13 protein-coding genes are annotated in these 19,075 nt (G+C 68.7%); 12 read left to right on the top strand and 1 reads right to left on the bottom strand.

Annotated elements, in window-relative coordinates:
• Positions 1-103: 103 nt before the first annotated feature.
• A complete protein-coding gene (locus tag QE412_RS10675) occupies positions 104-2,959 on the bottom strand; it encodes an immunoglobulin-like domain-containing protein (RefSeq protein WP_307483310.1) in 2,856 nt (951 codons plus the stop codon).
• A 504-nt stretch (positions 2,960-3,463) separates the two neighbouring features.
• Here QE412_RS10675 and QE412_RS17840 point away from each other — a divergent pair.
• The 12 genes from QE412_RS17840 (at position 3,464) to araA (ending at position 18,958) form a co-directional block, all read left to right on the top strand.
• A complete protein-coding gene (locus QE412_RS17840) occupies positions 3,464-6,439 on the top strand; it encodes an immunoglobulin-like domain-containing protein (protein WP_307483307.1) in 2,976 nt (991 codons plus the stop codon).
• A 273-nt stretch (positions 6,440-6,712) separates the two neighbouring features.
• Complete coding sequence (locus QE412_RS10665; RefSeq protein WP_307483304.1) at positions 6,713-7,360, top strand: hypothetical protein; 648 nt, start codon at positions 6,713-6,715, stop codon at positions 7,358-7,360.
• A gap of 107 nt (positions 7,361-7,467) precedes the next feature.
• Positions 7,468-8,616, top strand: a complete 1,149-nt coding sequence (locus tag QE412_RS10660; protein WP_307483302.1) for a hypothetical protein — start codon at positions 7,468-7,470, stop codon at positions 8,614-8,616.
• An 8-nt stretch (positions 8,617-8,624) separates the two neighbouring features.
• A complete protein-coding gene (locus QE412_RS10655; RefSeq protein ID WP_307483299.1) occupies positions 8,625-8,843 on the top strand; it encodes a hypothetical protein in 219 nt (72 codons plus the stop codon).
• Positions 8,844-9,035: 192 nt separating this feature from the next.
• Entirely contained in the window at positions 9,036-10,064 is a 1,029-nt protein-coding gene (locus QE412_RS10650; RefSeq protein WP_307483296.1) for a LacI family DNA-binding transcriptional regulator, read from the top strand.
• Between the two features lie 204 nt (positions 10,065-10,268).
• On the top strand, positions 10,269-11,390 hold the full coding sequence (locus QE412_RS10645) for a substrate-binding domain-containing protein (RefSeq protein WP_307483294.1): 1,122 nt from the start codon (positions 10,269-10,271) through the stop codon (positions 11,388-11,390).
• Positions 11,387-12,958, top strand: a complete 1,572-nt coding sequence (locus tag QE412_RS10640) for a sugar ABC transporter ATP-binding protein (RefSeq protein ID WP_307483291.1) — start codon at positions 11,387-11,389, stop codon at positions 12,956-12,958. The genes QE412_RS10645 and QE412_RS10640 overlap by 4 nt, the downstream gene beginning before the upstream one ends.
• Positions 12,958-13,995 (top strand): ABC transporter permease, encoded by a 1,038-nt coding sequence (locus QE412_RS10635; protein ID WP_307483288.1) that lies wholly within the window; start codon positions 12,958-12,960, stop codon positions 13,993-13,995. The genes QE412_RS10640 and QE412_RS10635 overlap by 1 nt, the downstream gene beginning before the upstream one ends.
• On the top strand, positions 13,992-15,038 hold the full coding sequence (locus tag QE412_RS10630) for an ABC transporter permease (protein WP_307483286.1): 1,047 nt from the start codon (positions 13,992-13,994) through the stop codon (positions 15,036-15,038). Before QE412_RS10635 ends, QE412_RS10630 begins: the two co-directional genes overlap by 4 nt.
• A gap of 38 nt (positions 15,039-15,076) precedes the next feature.
• Entirely contained in the window at positions 15,077-15,796 is a 720-nt protein-coding gene (locus QE412_RS10625) for an L-ribulose-5-phosphate 4-epimerase (RefSeq protein ID WP_307483283.1), read from the top strand.
• A complete protein-coding gene (locus tag QE412_RS10620; protein WP_307483280.1) occupies positions 15,793-17,400 on the top strand; it encodes a xylulokinase in 1,608 nt (535 codons plus the stop codon). The genes QE412_RS10625 and QE412_RS10620 overlap by 4 nt, the downstream gene beginning before the upstream one ends.
• A 46-nt stretch (positions 17,401-17,446) precedes the next feature.
• The gene (araA, locus tag QE412_RS10615; protein WP_307483277.1) at positions 17,447-18,958 is read left to right on the top strand and encodes an L-arabinose isomerase; all 1,512 of its coding nucleotides are present in this window, start codon (positions 17,447-17,449) and stop codon (positions 18,956-18,958) included.
• The last annotated feature ends 117 nt before the right edge of the window (positions 18,959-19,075 follow it).

The raw sequence follows: 19,075 nt of genomic DNA, 5'->3' as shown, positions 1-19,075 counted from the left end.
GAGTAGTTTTGCTACGTATTGAGGGGATCGAAGATAGGGAAACGGCGCCGGAACACCGAAGCGCAGAGAGGGGAATCCCCTCCCTGCGCTTCGGTGGTGGTGCTCAGCGGCAGGTGATCGCCGCGAACGGTGCGCTCACGGTGCGGGAGCCGGAGGCCCCCTCGGCGGTGACGTCGATCGTGCCCGCCCGGACGGAGGAGGCCCGAACCGTGGCGGTCGTGGACACCGTGGAGCCGGCCGCCACGGACGTGAAGGTCTTGGACCCCCACGCCGATGCGATGGTGATCTTCGCCACCGCGTCGCTGTTGTTGGTGGCGCGCGTCGCGATCACCACCTTGCCGCCGACGCAGCGCGACGATGCGACGGCCTTGACGGCGGGCCCGGGAGGAGTCGTTGCGGTGATGGTGGCCACCGCCGGCGTCGCCGCCGAATTGGCGAGCTGCCCGCGCACCTGCACCGTGTCGCCCTCCTTCTTCAGCGACGAGAGGTCGGCCTTGTCCCAGGTCACCGCTACCGTCTCTCGGTGCCCGTCCTGGAACGACGCCTGCACCGTGCCGGGCAGAGTGACCTCCGAAGCGCCGGCTGGGACCGTGGCCGAGACCGGGTCGACCGAGGTGACCAGCAGCGAGGGGTTCCACTTTGCCGCGAGGGCGTCGCGTTCCTTGGCGGTGATGGCGAGGATGGAACCGTGTCGCGGAGAGGCCGGGAGCGAGAAGCTGCTCGGGATCGTCCACTGGATGTCGCCCTCGAGCGAGTTCGTGCCGAGCGGGATGTACCCGCGGCCGCCGTAGTTGTCGACCCACAGGAAGTACTTGTACCCGGCGCGGTCGCCCTCGTTGGCCTTGAAGATCTCCGGGCCCTCGACCTCGGGCGTGCCGGCGGTCCGGCCGATGCACGTGTCGATGAGCGACCATGCTCCCGAGGCGGTGGTGGCGCGGAGGTTCGTCGACTTCTGGCCGATGATGTCGGGTGATGCGCATCCGCTGGTCTCGGTCGCCTTGGTGAAGCGGTAGTAGGTGTCGCCTTCCTTCAGGACGGTCGAGTCGATGAGGCCGTTGCCCTGGTTGAGTCCGGCCACGTCGCTCGCTTTGAACCACGGCTGCGGGGTGGTGAAGTCGCGGAAGTCGCGCGTCGTGGAGATGAGGATCTGCGGACCGTTGCCATCCGGCGTCGTGCGACTGGCGTCGGTGAAGACCGTGGAGGTCCAGTACACGGTGTAGGCGCCGATGCTCTCGTCGTAGATCGCCTCGGGTGCCCAGGTCATGCCCGTGTTGGGAAGGTTGACCTCGATGTGACGCTGCTCGCCCCAGTTGACCAGGTCGGTGGACTCCCAGATCTCCAGGAAGTGGCTCCCGCGGTCGGTGGAGCCGCCCCAGCCGCTCGTCCCCACCGACAGGTCGGTGGCCAGGAGGACGAAGCGGTCGCCCTCCTTCGATCGGAGGATGAACGGGTCGCGCAGACCCGTCGTGCCCTTGGTCGAGGTCAGCACCGGCTGCGCGTCGTTCAGCGTTTTCCAGCGGAGGGAGTCGTTGCCGTCCGTCGTGGCGAAGCGGATCTTCTCGCCCTCGACGTTGTCGCCGGTGAAGTAGGCGAACAGGTACGCGTCGAGGTCGCTCGCGGCCACCGGTGCGGCGGCCGGAACCGTGCGGACCAGCTCGCGGGTGACGGCGGCCGCGCCAGGTACCGTCACCGTCGCCGTCAGCGTCACCTGCGTGTCGGTGGACGGGCGGACGATCGCGCCCTTGGCGACGACGTTCGGTGCGGTGCCCTTGTCGACGCTGGAGATGACCGTCTCGTTCGAGGACGCCCAGGTGATGGTCGCGTTCGACGCGCCCGCCCGGTCCTTGGTCGCCTCGACGTCGGCGCCGTTCGAGGGCAGCGTGACGTTGCCGCGGATGGGGCCGGCCAACGCCGGGTCGGCGGCGACGGCGTCGGCGATCGCGCGCGCGAGCTCCGCTTGCGCGCTGTCGCCCTGCGCGTACGCGGGCACCTTGACGGTGATGCCGCTGCCCGCGACGGCTACCCCGCCGTGGGTGGCGGTGGGGGTGAGGACGACCGTGGCGTCGGGGGAGCCGGCGGCGGGGCGTACGACGGTTCCGCTGGTGCTGACGACGCCCGGAGCGCTCGAGGCCCAGGTGATCGTCGATCCGCCCGCGCCGGTGGTCGGCAGCGCGAGGTCGGCGGTGACGTTCGAGGTGTCGCCGAGCGAGACAGCTGCATCGCCCTGCGCGATGCCCGCGTGCACGTCGCTCTCGGCCTGCTGCAGCTGGCCCGCGGTCAGCGCCGAGGTCCAGACCTTCACCTCGTCGATGGCGCCGGCCCAGTAGGCATCCGGTCCGTAGAAGGACTTGCCCAGGAAGCCCGAGAAGGTCGATGAGCCGACTGCTGCCGCGGCGGTGTGCGTCGTGGTGGCCTGTCCGACGAGGGTCCCGTCCAGGTAGGTGGAGACGGTCTTGCCGCCGGCCACGACCACGGCCATGTGCACCCAGCGCGACGCGGCGACCGGCGCGGTGCCCGAGGCGCGCACCTCGTAGCCGCTCTTGATCGCGCCGTAGCCCGAGGTGCCGCACTGCGTGGTGGCGAGGATGTGGGCGTCGACGCCCGATCCCAGCGTGAACGGCCAGGTGCACTGCGGCGCGCCGCTCCAGCGGATCCACGCCGACATCGTCACGTCGGTGGTGCCCGCGGGGACGAGCCCGGGGGCGATGCTGACGTGCGGCGCGGCCGACGTGCTGGCTCCACCGGGGAGCGACAGAGCCAGGTCGCCCGCGGCGCCGCTCGGTCCGGCGACACTCGTCGCCCCGCCGTTGACCACGGTGCCCGGGTGGTTCCCCGGTGCGCTGTCGGCGATGACGGCACCGTTCGCGGGGCGAGCGTCGATCTGGTCGAAGGTGTACTCGAGGGCGGGGGCGGGCACCGTTTCCGCCGCGAATGCGGCGGGCGTGCCGACGGTCACCATCGACGCGATACACGCCGCTGTCGCCGCGAACGCCCACCCCGCTCTTCCTCGTCGAGAACCCGCGGTCCTCGGTGCTGCAAACGTCGTCATCGTCTCCTCCTCGAGACATGAATCGCGGGTGGGGTTGCCCGCTGAGTCCGTTTCGGGTGGACTCTCGTCGGTTACGTTATCGCTCACAATCGGCGGGAGACAAGTGCTTCCCGCCCCCTGTTTGCTCCGAGAACGCTCGACGGCGACACCGCGAAGGCTGCGCTCGTCGCGTGCGGATCGGGTGGGAAGCGCGGAGTTCAGGCGACCTCCCGGGGGTGATCACGACATTGTGAGCGTGCGCCGGTTACCGCTAACGTGATGCGGACTGTCTCGGGGCTCCGCGCCGGGTCATTCCCGCCGCGACGGAGCCGGCGGACTCTCACCCCGCAGCGGCGCCGGCGACAGGCTCATCTCGGCGTACCGGGGATCGAGATCCCCCATCGCCCCCCCGCACCACACAGAGAGGTCTCACCGATGAGATCATCGAACGCCCACCGGCCTGGCGCCGCCCGCTTCTCGAGGGGGCTCGCACTCTCGGTGACCGGCGTGCTGGTCGCCTCGACGCTGAGTCTCGTCGCGCCGGCCGCCCACGCCGCCGTCGTGCCGACGCCCACCGCGCACTACGACATGTCGCACACGGGTACGTCGTTGATCGACGTGTCGGGCAATGGCCGCAACGCCGTGCTCACCGGGTTCACCGACGCATCGTTCGCCGATGCCGGTGGCGACGCGGTGCTGCGCTTCAAGGCCGACGGGTACGCGGCGCTGCCGAAGGGGCTCGTCACCGGCACCGACAACGACTTCACGGTCGAGTACACCGTCGCCACCCAGACCTCGGCCAACCACTTCGGCTGGGTCATCGGCGACGGGGTCGGGCCGTGGAACACCACGCAGCTCGGCAACCACATCTTCCTGAGCCCCCGTTCGGCGCAGGGCGGCTACACCGACCAGGTGCTCGCCGCCGTCCGCGTGAAGAACGGCGGCGACAACGGCGAGACACGCATGCCGGCCGGGGGCGGGCTCAACCCCGGCTTCACCACGCTGACCATGGTCGGCGCGGGGAACACGCTGACGCTCTACCGTGACGGCAGCGTCATCTCGTCCCTCACGCACGCCGACTCGCTCAGCTCGATCATCCCGTCGGGAAACGTTCTCGGCTACCTCGGCCGCTCGCTCTACCAGGGCGACGCGCTGCTGCGCGCCGACGTCAGCGACGTGAAGTTCTGGGATTCGGCGCTGACCGCCGACCAGGTCGCCTCGAGCATGCCCACGGCGTCGCAGAAGTCCTCGACGACATCCGCGCTGCTGCGCGGTGACGTCGAGGCCACGATGCTGCGGGCGAACCCCTCGCTCGACAACGTCTCCAGCGACCTCAATCTCGCGAGCTCGGTGAACGGCGTCGCTCTGACGTGGTCGTCGTCCGACCCGAGCGTCGTGTCGAACACCGGCGTGGTGTCGCGCTCGATCACGACCGACACCCCCGTCACCCTCACCGCGACGAGCTCCCTCGGTGTGCTGACCTATGAGGTGACGGTCATCGCCCCCAACGTCTCCGCCGACCTGGATGCCATCTCCCTGGCATCCCGGACGACCGAGAACCTCCCGTTGGCGACGAAGGGCGCCGTCGACGGCGCGGCGATCACGTGGACCTCGTCGGATGAGGCCCTGGTCTCTGCGACGAAGGCCGACTACGTGGCGCCGGCGGTCGGTGCGGCCGACCCGTTCCGTGGGGGCGGCATCGTCGCGCGCCCCGCGTACGGCGCGGGCGACGCGAAGGTGACGCTGACGGCGACAGCCACGCTCAACGGGCACTCCGCGCAGAAGACCTTCGAGGTCACCGTCGCCGAGAAGGGGCGCTGGGCTCCGGATGCCGGATACGCGGCGGCCTATTTTACATCCGACGGCGACGAGAAGATCTACCAGGCGGCCACGAACGGCAACGACTTCTTCTCGTTCTCGCCCGTGAACGGCGGGCAGCCCGTCATCACCTCGACGACCGACACGAAGGGTCTGCGCGACCCCTACATCCTGCGGTCGAAGGACGGCGACAAGTACTACATGGTCGCCACCGACCTCTGCATCAGCTGCGGCACCGGCTGGGGCCCCGCGCAGTCCGACGGCTCGCTGAAGATCGAGGTGTGGGAGTCCACCGACCTCGTGACGTGGACGCGCACCAACGGCAAGAACGAGGGCATCACGATCAACCAGCCGGCGGCCGGCATGACCTGGGCGCCCGAGGCGTACTGGGACGACGCGCTGCAGTCGTACGTCGTGCACTTCTCGTCGCGCCTGTACAGCAGCGCATCCAAGACGAACTCCGACAACCTGCACGCCCGCGTGTTCTCCGTGCTCACGCGCGACTTCACGACGTTCACCTACCCGCCCACCGAGTGGCAGAACACCGGCTTCGCACGCATCGACTCGACCGTGCAGAAGATCGGCGACTACTACTACCGCTTCACCAAGAACGAGGAGGGCGGCGCGGCCGACGGCCTCGAGGCTGGCAAGGACATCTTCCTCGAGCGCTCGAAGGTGCTGACCGCTCCGACGACGCGGTCGAACTGGAACGCCGACCCCGAGAAGACGTGGCAGCTGACCGATACGAACATGACGGCGCTGGAGACGGGCCAGGCGGGCGAGGGGCCGCAGATCGTCAAGCTCAACGAGGGCGACCCGAACAACACCGGGGGCGACGGATACGCCTTCCTCGTCGACAACTTCGGGGCGGGCGGCTACCGCGCCTTCGTCACGACGGGCGAGGCGATCGCGAGCAGCTCGCAGGCCGATCGTCTGTCGCGTCGCGCGGACTGGAACGTGCGTCCGGTGGGCGGTCTGCCCGCCAGCCCCCGCCACGGCTCGTTCGTCAGCGTCGACCAGTCGGTTCTCACCGCGATGCAGAACTGGACGTCGGTCAAGGCTGTCGCCTCGACCACGAGCCTCACGCGGGAGGGGCGAACCGCCACCGCTGTCGTCGCCGCCGCAGACCGGGGTGATGTCGTCGGCACCGTGACCTTCTCGGGCGAGAGCTGGTCGCAGACGGTGGGACTCGACCAGCACTCCGCCTCGGTGGAGGTACCGGCGGCGGTGCGCACGGTGACCGCGCGCTACGACGGGTACGTCGACGGGCGGGTCGCCGCCTCGGCATCCGAACCGTTGTCGATGGGACTCGCCCTGTCGGCGACCGTCGGCAACAGGTGCGTGGCCGGCAAGGTGACGCAGTTCGTCGCGGTGACCAACGCGGACGCCGTCGCCGCGAACGTCACGGTCATCGGTGCCTTCGGCCAGAAGAAGCTGACCGTCGGCGCCGGCAAGACCGTCTCGACGACCTTCTCGACGCGCGCACGGGCTGTCGACGCCGGGACGGTATCGATCGACGCTGTGCCGAAGGGGACGAAGCAGGCTCCTCCGACGTCGTTCACCGTCGCCGCTCCTCGCGGGAATTGTCGGTGATTCACGGCCTCACGCCGGACTCCGTGTGCCTTCGGTCTTCGCCGGCCGGGCGCTCGGGCGCGTGCGCGACGTGACGAACGAGGCGTCTTGAACGGGCCGCGATCCCGCCCTCCCGTCGCCGCGGAAAATGCTTGTGATCACGACGTGTTCTCGCTAACATTCAAGAGGAGTTCGACGGTTGAAAACCCGGATCCGTCTCCTCTGAGAACCGGGACCCCCGGTCAGCTTGCTAATCGCTCGACGTCGACGTCGAGCGAAGAAACGGAGTAAACGATGAAGTTTTCCAAGGGTGCGGCTGCGCGCATCGCCGTCGCCACGGTGGGTGCTCTGGTGCTCGTCGGCACGGCTGGAGCTGCTTTCGCGGCCGAGGTCGGAGATCAGGATGTCAACGTCAGTGTCGACATCCCGGCCGTCGACGGGCCCGGCAGCCTGAGCCTGACGGTGGCCGGCACGTCGGCCACGCTGACGGAGAGCGCGTCCGGAAACCCCGAGGTGCGTCAGTTCGACGGCGCCCTGCCCACGGTCACCGTCACCGACACCCGTGAGGTCGCCGACATCCCGGCCGACCACTTCTGGTACGTCGTCGGACAGGCATCCGCCTTCACCGGCCCGAACGGCGCCAGCATCTCGGCCGACCACCTCGGCTGGACTCCCCGTCTCGTCGATGGTGGCGACACCGGTCTCGTGGCAGAGGGCGAGGCCGTGGCGACCTCCGAGGACACCGGCGAAGACGCCGTCGGCCTCGTCGACCAGGAGCTGCTGTACACCGCGCTCGAGTCTGCGGCCGTGAAGCAGAGCGGGGAGTCGTCGTGGACGGCCGATGCCGCCCTCACCCTGAAGACCGATGCGGGCGTCACCCCGGGTGCCTACACCTCGAAGCTGACACTGTCTCTCTTCGAAGACGTGTTCACGCAGCCGTGAGCTCGCGTGGTCGGCGGACCGGGTCCTGATCGGGCTCGGTCCGCCGCTCCGCACAAACGACGATGGTTCACGAGATCGAAGAAGATCTGGGATGGTGACACAGAGACATGTTCACGGCACGCTTCCTCGTGCAGGGCACGGTCGCGTTCGCGGCCGCCGTCGCACTGGTCGCCCTCGGCGACCCGGCCGCCCACGCCGCGTCGGATTCGGACATCACCTGGTCGGTGACGCCCGCGGACGCAACCGGACCCGACAATCGCGGTGTGATTCAGCAGGAACTGGACCCTGGCGCGTCGCGCGAGGACTTCTTCGCGGTGCACAACCTCAGCCGCACGGAGGTGACGTTCGCGCTCAGCGCGGCGGACGGCTACTACACCGGCGCCGGGCGCTTCAACATGCTGCCCGCGGACCGCGAGTCCGTCGACGCGGGTCGGTGGATCGATCTTCCCCGCTCCGTCACGGTCGCCCCGAACGCCACCGTCGTCGTGCCGTTCACCACCACGGTGCCCGACGGGGCCATCCCCGGTGATCACGCCGCCGGTATCGCCGCATCGGTCGCGTCGACCGGCACCGATGCCGGCGGATCCAAGGTGGGCGTGGAGAGCCGCGTGGGTTTTCGCGTGATGACGCGCGTCACCGGCGAGATCGTGCCCTCGTTCGCCGTGACGGGGGTGGGCACGGACTACGACATGTCGTGGAATCCGTTCCGCCCCGGTTCCGCCCACGCGTCGTTCACGGTCGAGAACACCGGCAACGCCAGCCTCCTGGTCGCCGGCACCGCGGCGATCGGCACCGGCTCGACGACCTTCCCCGACGACGGCGCACCCCGCCAGGAACTGTTGCCGGGCGAGTCCCGGTCCTTCACCGTGGCGATCGACGGTGTGTGGCCCACCTTCTTCGCGCCGGGCTCCGTCGATGTGGTCCCGGCGGCCCGCGACCTCGGCGGCGCGGCCGTCGAGGTCGCACCGCGTTCGACCGCGACATCGCTGTGGGCCGTTCCCCTGCCCCAGCTCCTCGTCCTTCTCGGCCTCGTGCTGATCGTCGTCGCCCTGTTCTGGCGGCGCCGTCGCTTCACGGCGGCCCTGGATCGCGCGCGCGAGGAAGGCCGCCTCGCCGCCGGCGTCGACCGCGCAGGCCCAGCAGCGACCGGCGTAGCCGGTGACGATGCCGCCGATCTCTCCGCTCCCGGCGGCTCCGGCCGCCTCCGCGCCCACAGCCGTTCTTCGGGCACGGTTTCTCTCGAAAGGCACCAATGATGAACCCCGTGGCAGCCTCGGTCCCGGACGATGCCTTCCATGTAGACGTCGACATCACTCCTCTGCCCACGCCTCCGCCCTCGCCGACCCCCAGTCCGTCTCAGCTGCCCGATCACGGGTGGCTCGCCCTCACCGGGATCGACCCGGCCTGGATCGTCGCGGGCGGGGCCCTTCTTCTCCTGGCCGTCGGGGTCGCGCTCGTCGTCGCCGCGCGCAGGGGAGCATGATCGCTGTGCAGTGAGGTCGGCCTTGCGCCGGACGCCGCAGGACACCTCGACCGGTGCGGGGCGAACACCGGTGATCGACATCTCGACGCATAGGATCGATCCGTGTGATCGGGTGATTGTCGGAGTGGTCGACGAAGTGCCGCTGCTTCGAGAGGAATCCATCGCGCGCTTTCGTCATGATGTTCGGATCGGATGATCACAATGCCCCAGTCCTCGAGTCGCGGGTGGCAACGACCCAGCATCTACGACGTCGCGCGTCGCGCCGGTGTGTCTCATATGACCGTCTCCCGCGTCATGAACGGACACCCCAATATCCGCGAGAGCACGCGCGCGCGCGTGCTGCAGGCCATCGAAGAGATGAACTACACGCCGAGCTCGATCGCTCGCGCCCTCGCCACCCGGCGCGCCCGTCGCATCGGCGTTCTCATCGACGGGCCCGTCCAGAACGGCCCGAACAACACGCTGCGCGCGTTGGAGAAGGCCGCCCGCGAGGTCGGCTACGCCGTGAGCGCGTTCTCCATCGGCGACGACGACGCATCGCAGCTGGACACGGGCGTGATGGAACTCGTTACCCAGGGCGTCGACGCACTGTGTGTCATCGCCCCGAGGGAGTCGTCGCTCGACCTGCTGCGCCAGCAGACCACCGGCCTGCCCACCATCGTCATCAAGGCCGAAGCGGACCCGTCGTGGCACACGGTCGGGGTCGACCAGCGCGAGGGTGCCCGACTCGCCGTGCGGCACCTGATCGGGCTCGGCCACCGCACGATCGCGCACCTGGCGGGCCCGATGGATTGGCTCGACGCTCGCGAGCGCGCCGAAGGGTGGCGCGAGTGCCTCGCCGAGGCGGGTCTGTCGGAGGGGCCGTACATCGTCGGCGACTGGACGTCCGATTTCGGCTTCGGTGTCGCTCAGTCGCACGATCTGGGGGAGACCACCGCCATCTTCGCCGCGAACGACCAGATCGCCCTCGGTGTCGTCCACGGACTGCACAAGCGCGGCATCCGTGTGCCCGACGACATCAGCGTCGTAGGTTTCGACGACCTGTCGGACGCGCGCCATTTCCTTCCTCCCCTGACCACGGTCCGGCAGGACTTCGCCGATCTCGGCGAGCTGGCGCTGCAGCAGATCATCGCCGCCATCGAGGGAGAGACGGACCCCACGCACGACATGATCCAGCCGAGGCTCGTGGTGCGCGAGTCGACGGCCGCTGTATCGGCCTGAATTCGCGCGCGCGTCCGGCGCGGTCGATCGTTCCCGTGTGGCCGTGACCGAGTTGTGATCTGAAGCGTCGAAATTTCTTCGGATCAGTTCTTGCGCTTTGAAATGTTAGCGCGCACACTTGAGGGGACAAGGAGTGCTGCCCAGAGCTGCACAGCATCCACTCTCCGGCCCGATTACTGGAGAGATCTCAAGGAGGAGAACACAATGTCGATTTCCAAGCGCATGCGTGGCGTCGTCGGATTCATCGGTGCGGGAGCCGTCGCCCTCAGCCTTGCCGGCTGCGCCGGCGGAGACGGCTCGGCCGCCGGAGGCAGCGGTGGTGGCGACGGCGTCATCACGGTCGGCTTCGTGGCGGTCGGTCCCGAGGGCGGATGGCGCAACGCCAACGAGCAGGCCGTGAAGGACGCCTTCTCGAGCGACGCAGGGTTCGACCTGAAGTACGCGCCGGCCGCAAGCCCGAGCGACCAGAAGTCGCAGCTCGATGCGTTCTCCACCTTCGTCAACGACGAGGTCGACGCCATCCTCCTGACGGCCACCGAAGCCTCCGGGTGGGAAGACTCGCTGAAGCTCGCCAAGGAGGCGCAGATCCCCGTGATCCTGCTCGACCGCGGTGTCGACGCTCCTTCCGACCTCTACGTGACCCGTATCGCCCCCGACAACAAGCAGGTCGCGGCGTCGGTCGGCGACTGGGCGGTCACCACCTTCCCCTCCGGCGCGAACTACTTCGTGCTCGAGGGCGTGCCCGGCCTGTCGGTCGTGAACGAGCGCAACGAGGGCTTCGACGAGGCGATCAGCGGCGCGACCGGCTTCACCAAGGTCGGTGCTCAGACCGCCAACTGGAAGACCGACGAGGGCAAGTCCGTCATCGAGACGGTCCTCAAGGCCAACAACAACAACATCCAGTTCATCTTCGCCCAGAACGACGAGATGGGCATCGGCGCCGCCCAGGCGGTCAGCGCGGCGGGCCTGACCCCCGGCACCGACGTCAAGATCGCCACGATCGACGGTACGAAGGGTGCCCTCGAGGCGCTCTCCAAGGGCCAGCTGAGCTTCGTCGCGCAGTACAACCCCTTCTTCGGCGACATCGCCGCCGATGCCGTCAAGAAGGCCATCGCCGCGGTGAGTCGGTCGAGTCGACCATCATCGTCGACAGCGCGACGTTCGACTCGCCCGAGGCAGCCGACAAGGCGCTGTCCGAGGGCCTCGGCTTCTAAGCCGCTCCCCCGCACGAGAAGCATCTCTCCGCAGTGGGGGTGGCCCCCGGGCCACCCCCACTCCCGGTTCCCCACCCGCTCCGTACACAACGAGGAAGTTCGTCAGCGATGACAGAGTCCCTACCGATCGTCGAAGTCCGCGGCGCATCGATCACATTCCCCGGCGTCAAAGCCCTCGACGAGGTGAACTTCCGACTGCTCCCCGGCGAGGTCCACACCCTGATGGGAGAGAACGGCGCCGGAAAGTCCACTCTCATCAAGGCTCTCACCGGCGTCTACCAGATCGATTCCGGATCGATCCTGATCTTCGGTGAGGAGCGGCGCCTCACGGGTACCGCCTCGGCTCAGGCCGCGGGCATCTCGACCGTCTACCAAGAGGTCAACCTCTGCACGAACCTCACCATCGGTGAGAACGTGATGCTCGGCCACGAGGTGCGAGGGCCGGTCGGCATCAACTGGCGGGCCACCCATGCTCAGGCCGCCGAGGCGCTCACCCGGATGGGCCTCGGGCACCTCGACACCCGTGCCCCGCTGTCATCCATCTCGATCGCGCTCCAGCAGCTCGTCGCGATCAGCCGCGCGATGGTCACCAAGTCCAAGGTGCTCATCCTCGACGAACCGACGTCGAGCCTGGACGCCGCCGAGGTCGAGGTGCTGTTCACGGTCATGCGACGCCTCCGCGATCAGGGCGTGGCGATCCTCTTCGTCTCGCACTTCCTCGACCAGGTCTACGCGATCAGCGACCGCATCACGGTGCTGCGCAACGGCGGGTTCGTCGGCGAATACCTCACTCGCGAACTGGACCGCACCCAGCTCATCTCGAAGATGATCGGCAAGGACATCGAGGCGCTGAAGGCGCTCGGATCCAACCGCCAGGTCGACGCTCGCGACCGCTCGGCCACGCCCGTCTACGCCGCCGAAGGACTCGCTCGCGCGGGTGCGCTCGCCCCCACCGACATCGAGATCCACAAGGGCGAGGTCGTCGGGTTCGCGGGGCTCCTCGGCTCCGGCCGCACCGAGCTCGCCCGACTCATCGCCGGTGCCGACCGCGCCGACTCGGGCACCGTGCGCCTGAAGGGCAAGAAGGTCAACGTGACCTCGCCCGTGTCGGGCCTGGCCAACCACATCGCGTACTCGACCGAGAACCGTCGGGACGACGGCATCATCGGTGATCTCAGCATTCGCGAGAACATCATGCTCGCCCTGCAGGCCAAGCGCGGATGGCTGCGCCGCATCCCCGCGCGCGAGGTCGACCAGCTGGTGCGTACCTACATGGAGCGCTTCAGTGTTCGCCCGAACGACCCCGACCGTCCGATCCGGCTGCTGTCGGGTGGCAACCAGCAGAAGGTGCTCCTGGGCCGCTGGCTCGCGACCGAGCCCGAACTGCTCCTGCTCGACGAGCCGACGCGCGGTATCGACGTCGGCGCCAAGGCCGACATCCAGGAGACCGTGGCCGAACTGGCCGAGGGCGGCATGAGCGTGGTGTTCATCTCGTCCGAGCTCGAGGAGGTCGTGCGACTGTCCGAGCGCATCGTGATCATGAAGGACCACCAGAAGGTCGGCGAGATCGTCAACGGCCCCGACGTCACGGCCGAGCGTGTCGTGTCGATCATCGCCGCCGAATCCGACGAGAAGGCCGAAGCCCAGACCGAGTCCCTCATCGAAGGAGAGACCCACTGATGTCCGTCGTCAAGACGCTGCTGCGCACGCCCTGGTTCTGGGGCATCGTCGGCATCCTGCTTCTGCTCTCGCTCAACGTGATGAAGGACCCCACCTACCTCTCGATCGGCATCAACCCGACGACGGGACTGGTCGCGGGCAACCTCCTCGACATCCTGCGCGTGTCGGCACCGATCATCATGATCGCGCTCGGCATGACCTTCGTCATCGCCACCAAGGGCATCGACCTCTCGGTCGGCTCGATCATGGCCGTCGGCGGTGCCGCGGCGATGGAGACCCTGCGGGCACTGAACGCTCCGAGCTCGTTCGGCGCCATGTTCACCGCGATCGGGATCGCCCTGGCCATCGGGGCGGTGCTCGGTCTCGTGAACGGCCTGCTCGTGTCGGTGATCGGCCTGCAGCCGTTCATCAGCACGCTCGTGATGATGCTCGCGGCTCGCGGTATCGCACGCGTCATCACGGGCGGTCAGAACACCAATTCCGCCAATGCGCCCTTCCAGCAGATCTCCAACGGGCAGGTGCTGGGTCTGCCGACGAGCTTCGTCATCGCCGTCGTGATCGTCGTGCTCGTCTCGGTCGTCATGCGCCGCACCGCCCTGGGCCTGATGATCGAGTCGATCGGCGTCAACCCGGACGCGAGCCGGCTCGCCGGCATCCGTCCGCGTCCGATCCTGCTCGCCGTGTACGTGCTGTCGGGCATCCTCGCCGCCGGCGGCGGTCTGTTCACCGTCTCGGAGGTCATGACCGTCGACGTCTCGGGAACGGGCTACCAGATGGAGCTCGACGCGATCCTCGCCGTCGTGATCGGCGGAACATCGCTCGCGGGCGGGAAGTTCTCGATCCTCGGCTCCACCATCGGTGCCCTGCTGATCGCCACGTTGAACAAGACGGTGCTCTTCCTCGGCGTCTCCGCCGCCGCGACCCCGGCCTTCAAGGCCATCGTCATCGTGCTGCTCGTCCTGCTGCAGTCCGAGCGTGTGAGGGCCTTCGTCCTCCAGGCCGGACGCCGCCGTACCCGTAAGGAGGTCGTCGCGTGAGCACGACCGTGTCACCCCCCTCGCACGGCACCGAAGCCCCGGTGCGGGGACTGGCCATCTCGCGCATGTGGGGGCGCAGCCAGTCGGCCATCCCCACCTTCGCGGCCGTCATCCTGCTCGTGGCGATGCTCGTGTACGCCGAGTTCGCCTACGGCCGCGTGTTCCACGCGGGCACCATGTCGAGCCTGCTCGTCAGCTTCGCGCCGACGATCATCCTGGCCGTCGGCATGACCATCGTCATCCTCTCCGGTGGTATCGACCTGTCCGTCGGTGCCGTGGTCGCCTTCACGTCGGTGTCGGGCGTCATGTTGACGAACGCGGGGGTGAACGGCTGGTTGGCCATCGTGCTGATGATCGCGTTCGGCGCCCTCTTCGGCCTGGTTTCGGGCGTGCTCATCCAGTACTTCAACGTGCAGCCGTTCATCGCCACGCTGGCGATGATGTTCCTCGCCCGCGGACTCGCGTCGATCCTGTCGACGGTCCCGGTCCAGGTCGCCGACGGCTCGCCGATCCTGGTGCTCGCCACGGACTTCAAGCTCTACGACGGTCCCAAGACGAACGACCTCATCCTCACCCCGGGCTTCTTCATCGCGGTGCTCGTGGTCATCGCTGCGTTCTTCCTCCTGCACCGCACCCGCACCGGTCGCACGGTGTACGGCATCGGCGGAGCCGAGAACTCGGCCCAGTTGATGGGTCTGCCCGTGGCCCGCACGCGCGTGATCATCTACGTCATCAGCGGCGCGCTCGCCGGTCTCGCCGCGGTGGTCTACACGGCCGAGGTGGGCGGTAAGGCGCAGAACGTCACCGGCATCGGATGGGAGTTGGATGCCATCGCCGCGGTCGTGATCGGTGGAACGCTCCTCACCGGCGGAGCGGGCTACGTGCTGGGCTCCGTCGTGGGCTCCCTCGTGCTCGCCACGCTGGCGATGATCATCACCAAGGACGGCAGCATCCGCCCCGAGTACCTGACCATCATCACCGGCGGAATCCTGCTCGCCTTCGTTCTGCTGCAGCGCGTCCTGACTGCGCGGCGAAGGAAATGAGCCCCACCGTCGATCGTCATCCCCTCGAGGAGAACACCATGGCAGCGCCCTCCGCTGACTTCACCCCCGACACCCAGGCAGCGATCGATCGGGTTCGCGCCGACGTCGCCCGACTGCACGACGAGCTCGTGCGCTACAACCTCATCGTCTGGACCGGCGGCAACGTCTCGGGCCGCGTGCCCGGTGCCGACCTGTTCGTGATCAAGCCGTCGGGCGTCTCGTACGACGACCTCGCGCCCGAGAACATGATCCTCTGCGACCTCGACGGCAACGCCATCCCCGGCACCCCCGGCAGCGAGCGGAGCCCCTCGAGCGACACCGCGGCGCACGCCTACGTGTACCGCAACATGCCCGAGGTGGGCGGTGTCGTGCACACGCACTCCACCTACGGCGTCGCCTGGGCCGCCCGCGGCGAGGAGATCCCGTGCGTCATCACCGCGATGGCCGATGAGTTCGGCGGCCCCATTCCGGTCGGTCCCTTCGCGATCATCGGCGACGACTCGATCGGCCGCGGCATCGTCGAGACCCTGCGCGGTCACCGCTCGCGCGGCGTGATCATGCAGAACCACGGTCCCTTCACCATCGGGACGAATGCGAAGGATGCCGTGAAGGCGGCCGTCATGCTCGAAGACGTCGCCCGTACCGTGCACATCGCACGCGAGGCGGGGCCGCTCATCCCGATCCCGCAGGACAAGATCGACGCCCTCTACAACCGGTACCAGAACGTGTACGGCCAGAGCTCGGACGCACGCCGGTGAGCGCGGCGCAGACCCCCGCCGCCGAGGTGATCGCCACCGGGCGTGCGGTACTGGGAATCGAGCTCGGATCGACCCGGATCAAGGCGTGCCTGATCGACGGCGACGACCCCTCGCGAGTCCTGGCCACCGGCTCGCACGCGTGGGAGAACCGCTATCGCGACGGCAACTGGACCTACTCCCTCGACGATGTCTGGGGTGGCGTTCGCGCGGCATACGCCGACCTGGGCGCGCAGGTTCAGAGCGCCTACGACACGGTGATCAGCGACCTCGCCGCGATCGGCGTCTCGGCGATGATGCACGGCTATCTCGCCTTCGACGCCTCCGGTGAGCTCCTCGTGCCTTTCCGCACGTGGCGCAACACCTCGACCGAGCGCGCCGCGGGCGTGCTGTCCGAGCTGCTGGGAACGAACATTCCGCTGCGCTGGTCGATCGCCCACCTCTATCAGGCCGTGCTCGACGAAGAGGATCACGTCACCGACGTCGCTTCGTTCACCACCCTCGCGGGGTACGTGCACGAGAAGTTGACCGGGCGACGCGTGCTGGGCATCGGGGACGCCTCGGGGATGTTCCCCATCGACCCCGTGACGCACGACTACGACGCCGAGATGATTGAGAAGTTCGATCGGCTCGTGGCCGAGCGTGCCCACGGTCTGGAACTGCGTTCGCTGCTTCCCGACGTCCTCGTCGCCGGTGACGACGCCGGCGTCCTGACCGACGAGGGCGCGGCGCTGCTCGACGAGACCGGGGCGCTGCGTTCCGGCATCCTGTTCTGCCCTCCCGAGGGCGACGCCGGTACCGGCATGGTGGCGACGAACTCGGTCGCTCCGCGCACCGGCAACGTCAGTGCGGGAACGAGCATCTTCGCGATGGTCGTCCTCGAGCACCCGTTGCGCCGACCCCACGATGAACTCGACCTCGTCACCACCCCGTCCGGCGATCTCGTCGCGATGGTGCACTGCAACAACGGGGCGAGCGAGCTCGCGGCGTGGGTGTCGCTGTTCGAGAGGTTCGCCGAGATCGCCGGCGGCACGCTCAGCTCCGACGAGGTGTTCGAGGCGCTCTTCCGCGAGGCGTTCGACGGTGCCCCCGATGCGGGCGGCATCCTCGCCTACAATCACCTGGCCGGTGAGCCCATCGCGGGCCTGCCGGAGGGGCGGCCGCTGGTGCTGCGCACCCCCGACAGTCGCCTGACGCTGGCGAACTTCATGCGTGCGCAGCTGTACGGGGTGTTCGCCACGCTCGCCCTGGGCATGCGAGTCCTGGCCGAAGAGGGCGTCGAGCTCGACCGCATGTACGCCCACGGCGGCGTCTTCCGCACGAGCGGAGTGGCGCAGCGCTTCCTGGCCGGCGCCCTGAACGCGCCCGTCGCCGTCGCGTCGACGGCCTCCGAGGGTGGGGCATGGGGGATCGCGGTGCTCGCGGCGTTCGCCGCGGACACGACGGCCCCCGATCTCCACACCTATCTCGACGACCGGATCTTCGCGCGCACGGGGGTCGACGTCGTCGAACCCGATGCCGAGGACGTCCCGGGCTTCGCCGCCTATCTGACCCGCTATCGCGCCGGTCTCGCCGTGGAGCACGCCGCCATCGCGGTCACTCCCTGACAGCTTCACGCTCGCACGAGCACCTCCCACCGAAGGAACAATCCGCATGACTCGCACACCCCTCAAGAACGACCTCGACGGCTACGAGGTCTGGTTCGTCACCGGCAGCCAGAACCTCTACGGCGAAGAGACCCTCACGCAGGTCGCCGAGCAGTCGCAGGCCGTCGTCGAGGGCCTTTCCGGCCTGCCCGTGAAGGTCGTCTGGAAGCCCGTGCTGAAGGACTCCGACAGCATCCGCCGCATGGCGCTGGAGGTCAACGGCCGCGACGACGTCATCGGCGTGATCGCCTGGATGCACACGTTCAGCCCCGCGAAGATGTGGATCTCGGGCCTCGACGCCCTGCAGAAGCCGCTGCTGCACCTGCACACGCAGGCCAACGTCGAGCTGCCGTGGAACGACATCGACTTCGACTTCATGAACCTCAACCAGGCCGCCCACGGCGACCGCGAGTTCGGGTACATCCAGACGCGCCTGGGCGTTTCGCGCAAGACCGTCGTCGGCCACGTGTCCAACCCCGCCGTGCGTCAGCAGATCGAAGACTGGGAGCGCGCCGCCGCCGGCTGGACCGCCGCCCGCACCCTCAAGCTCGCCCGCTTCGGCGACAACATGCGCTTCGTCGCCGTCACCGAGGGCGACAAGACCGAGGCCGAGCTGCGTTTCGGCGTGCAGGTCAACACGTGGGGCGTCAACGAGCTCGTCGCGGCCGTCGAGCAGGCATCGGATGCCGATGTCGACGCGCTCGTGCAGGAGTACATCGACAGCTACGACGTCGTCGACGAGCTCCTCCCCGGCGGTGCACGCCACCAGTCGCTGCGCGACGGCGCAGCGATCGAGCTGGGTCTGCGCTCCTTCCTTGAGGAGGGCGGCTTCGGCGCCTTCACCACCTCGTTCGAAGACCTCGGCGCGCTCAAGCAGCTCCCCGGTCTCGCCGTCCAGCGCCTCATGGCCGAGGGCTACGGCTTCGGCGCCGAGGGCGACTGGAAGACGGCGGTCCTCGTGCGCGTGGCGAACGTCATGGGGGCGGGCCTGCCCGGCGGCGCCTCGCTCATGGAGGACTACACCTACGACCTCGTGCCCGGCGCGGAGCGCATCCTCGGTGCCCACATGCTCGAGGTCTCGCCGTCGCTGACGTCGAAGAAGCCGCGCCTCGAGATCCACGAGCTGGGCATCGGCGGCAAGGACGACCCGGTGCGCCTGGTCTTCACCGCCGACCCCGGTCCCGCCCTCGTCGTCGCGATGAGCGACATGCGCGATCGTTTCCGCCTGACCGCGAACGTCGTCGAGAACGTCGAGGCGCCCGACCTGCCGAAGCTCCCCGTGGGCCGCGCGGTGTGGAAGCCCGCCCCCGACTTCGCCACCTCGGCCGCCTGCTGGCTCGCCGCGGGAGCCGCGCACCACACCGTCATGACGACGGCCGTGGGCATCGAGGTGTTCCGCGACTTCGCCGAGATCGCGGGGACCGAGCTCGTCGTCATCGACGAGGACACCACGGTCCGCGGTTTCCAGAGCGAGCTGCGCTGGAACCAGGCGTACTACCGCCTGGCCCAGGGCCTGTAAGACCCCCGCCGTCCCGGGTCGCGTTCAGCCCCGGGGCGGTGCGGCACTCGCGCGTCCCGTTCGCTCGGGCGCGTGCCGGGTCGCTGGGTTCCCGGCATCCGGATCGTGCCCCGATCC

Origin of the sequence: Microbacterium trichothecenolyticum (genome assembly GCF_030818955.1) — a bacterium.
Classification (GTDB): domain Bacteria; phylum Actinomycetota; class Actinomycetes; order Actinomycetales; family Microbacteriaceae; genus Microbacterium; species Microbacterium trichothecenolyticum_B.
This window is presented reverse-complemented; position numbering and strand designations above follow the sequence as displayed.

Excerpts from the sequence above, each read along its gene's own strand:
- QE412_RS10660 (WP_307483302.1), top strand. The coding sequence starts at position 7,468 with ATGTTCACGGCACGCTTCCTCGTGCAGGGCACGGTCGCGTTCGCGGCC.
- QE412_RS10665 (WP_307483304.1), top strand. The coding sequence starts at position 6,713 with ATGAAGTTTTCCAAGGGTGCGGCTGCGCGCATCGCCGTCGCCACGGTG.
- QE412_RS10625 (WP_307483283.1), top strand. The coding sequence starts at position 15,077 with ATGGCAGCGCCCTCCGCTGACTTCACCCCCGACACCCAGGCAGCGATC.
- QE412_RS10675 (WP_307483310.1), bottom strand. The coding sequence starts at position 2,959 with ATGGTGACCGTCGGCACGCCCGCCGCATTCGCGGCGGAAACGGTGCCC.
- QE412_RS17840 (WP_307483307.1), top strand. The coding sequence starts at position 3,464 with ATGAGATCATCGAACGCCCACCGGCCTGGCGCCGCCCGCTTCTCGAGG.
- QE412_RS10640 (WP_307483291.1), top strand. The coding sequence starts at position 11,387 with ATGACAGAGTCCCTACCGATCGTCGAAGTCCGCGGCGCATCGATCACA.
- QE412_RS10645 (WP_307483294.1), top strand. The coding sequence starts at position 10,269 with ATGTCGATTTCCAAGCGCATGCGTGGCGTCGTCGGATTCATCGGTGCG.
- QE412_RS10650 (WP_307483296.1), top strand. The coding sequence starts at position 9,036 with ATGATCACAATGCCCCAGTCCTCGAGTCGCGGGTGGCAACGACCCAGC.
- QE412_RS10635 (WP_307483288.1), top strand. The coding sequence starts at position 12,958 with ATGTCCGTCGTCAAGACGCTGCTGCGCACGCCCTGGTTCTGGGGCATC.
- araA (WP_307483277.1), top strand. The coding sequence starts at position 17,447 with ATGACTCGCACACCCCTCAAGAACGACCTCGACGGCTACGAGGTCTGG.